The organism is Endozoicomonas atrinae (genome assembly GCF_001647025.1).
In the GTDB taxonomy this organism is placed as follows: Bacteria; Pseudomonadota; Gammaproteobacteria; order Pseudomonadales; family Endozoicomonadaceae; genus Endozoicomonas; species Endozoicomonas atrinae.
This window is the reverse complement of record NZ_LUKQ02000423.1, coordinates 1-3,073: the sequence shown is the minus strand read 5'-3', so window position 1 is coordinate 3,073 and position 3,073 is coordinate 1. Positions and strand designations below refer to the sequence as shown.

The window sequence follows — 3,073 nt, the reverse complement described above, 5'->3', positions numbered from 1 at the left end:
GTGGAGCAGAGCCAGGAACGCACCTTAACCGGTGCTTTGCTGATTCAGGAACAGAGCAAACAGTATGGTCGATCCATAGAGCTCTCCGGTGGACAGGACGCCGGATGGGTGACCCGCAGCACCGTGGCCAGCCTGCTCACCTTGAGCGAAACCGCCAATAAAGTCATGACACTGACCCTGCCTGACCTGCGGCTGTTTTCCGTAATTTTTGACCGAACATCGGGCAGCCCAGTGGAAGCGCAACAGATACTGCCCTTTGCGTTTCCCGATGACAACTACCAATACAGTTTGACCCTGCGGCTGCTGACAGTCGAAACGCCTGCAGCATAAAACCCGTTCAGAAAAAAAAGGTGACATGGATGGCCATCAATAACAGCGACGTGAAACTCTTTGAAAGCCAGCGCCTGACCGATGAGGAGGACGGTGGCGGACGGGTGACCGGCAGCGAAGTGATCGACGGCAACGTGAATAATTTGTTCCGGGACATTTCCCGATTAGACCGTACCATCGGTGACGTGGCACTGCGTAAAGCGTTTATTGGGATCAGTACCGACAACAGCGATGCCTATTTAGGCAGCCACCTGATCCTGACAGAGCCACCGAAAGACCCCAACGTCAGCGTCCTCTTATTCAATACCGACGACCAGACCGACGAGCGAGCCGACGCCCGCAACCGGATCGAGAGCTATGTGGTGCCGGGCATTGAAGCCAGCTGGCTCCCCATTGGTGACCAGCTGCAGGGACAGCGAACCATCGTCGGCTATCAGCGGGAGGAGCTGGCCATTCCCGAGATCGGTGAAGTGTACAAGCTCACCACACCGGATGAGCAGGTCAGCCAGTTTGTCCGGATTACCGGCCTTACTCACCAGGTGGCCACCTTTACCTATAACCAGGGTGGCAAGTTTGTGGACTTTACCCGGCGAAAGCTGGAGATGGACATCAGCGCCGCATTGATCACCACGTTTATCGGAGCGCAGCCTTTCCCTGGTATCCCCGAAGAAGAAACCAGCACCGTCCACACCACCCAGATCGCCGACACCTCCCGCTATTACGGCATTCAGTCAGTAAGTGCTAACATCACCGCCGGTGACCTGACCATCAAGGCGGCGAGTGTTTACAACGCACTGGTGCCCAGCGCCAAAGTGGAAAGCCCGCTATTGGATCAGTATGGCGGCTACACCGGCAAAACGATGGTGGCGACTTCAGCCAGCACCCGGAACGTCGCCTGTCGCTTTGTCCATATCAGCGGCAACCAGAGTCGAACCTATCTACAGCGAGGCGTCCTGCCGAAAACACTGAGCCTTTCACTGGAGGGCGGCACCTTTGAGGACGACGGCGCAGGCCTGCTGATCCACAAAAGCGGCAGCAACAACTACAGCCAACTGACCGTCGACTATGAGCTGGGCGAGATCAACGTATGGCGAGCCAGCAGTTACACCACCGCCAGTGCTTCAGCCAGCTACCAGCCTGCCGTGGCGATTACCGGAGCCGCCGTCAGCGGTGCCATTCCCATCACCAACCAGAACCGGGGCTTTAACTACACCCTGAACATGGCCGAGGCGAAACCAAGACCGGGTACTCTGGTAGTGAGTTATATCGCCCTGGGCAAGTGGCAGGATATCCGGGACACAGGAGCAGGCCAGCTTTCCGGCTCCGGTTCAGGAACCATAATTTTTGCAACCGGATCCGCGGCCATTACCCATGGATGCCATGCCCGACCCGGACAGCGCCATCGTTTACAGCTATGTGGCGCAGAACGATGACGAGGTGACCATTCGCACCGGCAGTGTACCGGTGGAGGATATGACCTTCAGGCACACGGTGGAGAAACCCGGCATCAAGCCCGGCAGTCTGACCGTGACTTATATATCCAACAGCCAGGATAAAACCCTGACCGACCAGGGCAACGGCCTGCTGACCGGCGACGGCAATGGCGCTATCCACTATGCCCCGGGAGAATTGAGCTTTCAGCTAGACAACCTGCCTGACACTGGTACCGAGATACAAGTGGATTATCAGGAAGGCACCAGCGCCGGTGGTCAGGTGAACGTTGCCATCGATGGCCAGGGCGTAATGAGTGGCACAATTCCCGGTGCGCCGTTATTGCCCGGTTCCATACAGCTGCAGTTTCTGGTGGAGCAGCTATCCAACGTGCCAAGCGATGCCCGGGGGGAAAATTTCGAGACTTATGAAACCACCACCACCGTGGCAAAACAGCTGGATGACGACACCACCGGCGGCTGGCGTGGCGTAACCGGCGTTATCGATTACCAGACCGGGGATTTTACGGTTCTGGCCTTACAGGATTACAACTATACAGAATACAGCAATGTCTCTCGCTCTGTTGCTGGTCGCACTTATTACCGAGTAGAAACCACCAACACCACCAGAACCCAGACCTTTAACGGCAGCAGCATCACCGCCATCGCCCAGGCCAGCAACCTGAGCCATGCCCCCTACAGCGAAACCCTGCCATCGCCCGAGCTGACCCTGGATTTATTGCCCTTAATCAGCGATACCCTACTGCCGGGGAGCGTGGTGTTTACCTGGAACGGCCAGACCTACTATGACCGGGACGGCCAGGTGTTCACCAACATCAGCACCGAAACCAACGCAGGCCTGCAGGTAGGCAGCATTGACTACAGCGGTGGCGTGGTCACGTTAGCCACTTATCCACAGGGTGGATTTACCAGCGCCACCATCGAAGCAGCCGCCACCATAGGCCCGGGTTTCAAAGTAGACGCTGTGGCATTTCGTACACCGGGATCACCGGTCAGATTGGGCAGTTTGCAGCTTACTGCAGTGCGAGTGGATAACGGCGACATCATCACCGCCAGCGCCGACTTCAACGGCGAGATTAACACCAGCGAAGTGCAGGGGAAGATCGACACCACCACCGGCTGGTGTGAGATTCAATTTACCGACGGCGGCTCTCCTGAAAAGAAGCCAATTTTCGTCATACCGCAGAGCATACGATATAACTGCATTGTGGAAACCAGCCTGCCGCTGGACGCCGAACTGATCGGGCTAGACCCGGTGCGTTTACCACCGGATGGCAAGGTGCCCATTTTCA

3 protein-coding genes are annotated in these 3,073 nt (G+C 56.9%); all 3 read left to right on the top strand.

Going from position 1 to position 3,073, the window contains the following annotated elements; all coding sequences use genetic code 11:
• Nucleotides 1-330 (top strand): hypothetical protein (locus tag AK963_RS33780; RefSeq protein WP_175404687.1); only part of this gene is annotated, 330 nt, incomplete at its 5' end.
• Between the two features lie 29 nt (nucleotides 331-359).
• Nucleotides 360-1,763 carry a hypothetical protein gene (locus AK963_RS27335; RefSeq protein WP_066018485.1) on the top strand — a complete coding sequence of 468 codons (1,404 nt, stop codon included), beginning with the start codon at nucleotides 360-362 and terminating at the stop codon, nucleotides 1,761-1,763.
• Nucleotides 1,675-3,073: hypothetical protein (locus tag AK963_RS27330; protein ID WP_202969886.1), on the top strand; the 1,399-nt coding region annotated here is incomplete at its 3' end. The genes AK963_RS27335 and AK963_RS27330, both read left to right, overlap by 89 nt.

What these genes read in the sequence shown, in the direction of transcription:
- AK963_RS27335 (WP_066018485.1), top strand. Translation starts at nt 360, where the DNA reads ATGGCCATCAATAACAGCGACGTGAAACTCTTTGAAAGCCAGCGCCTG.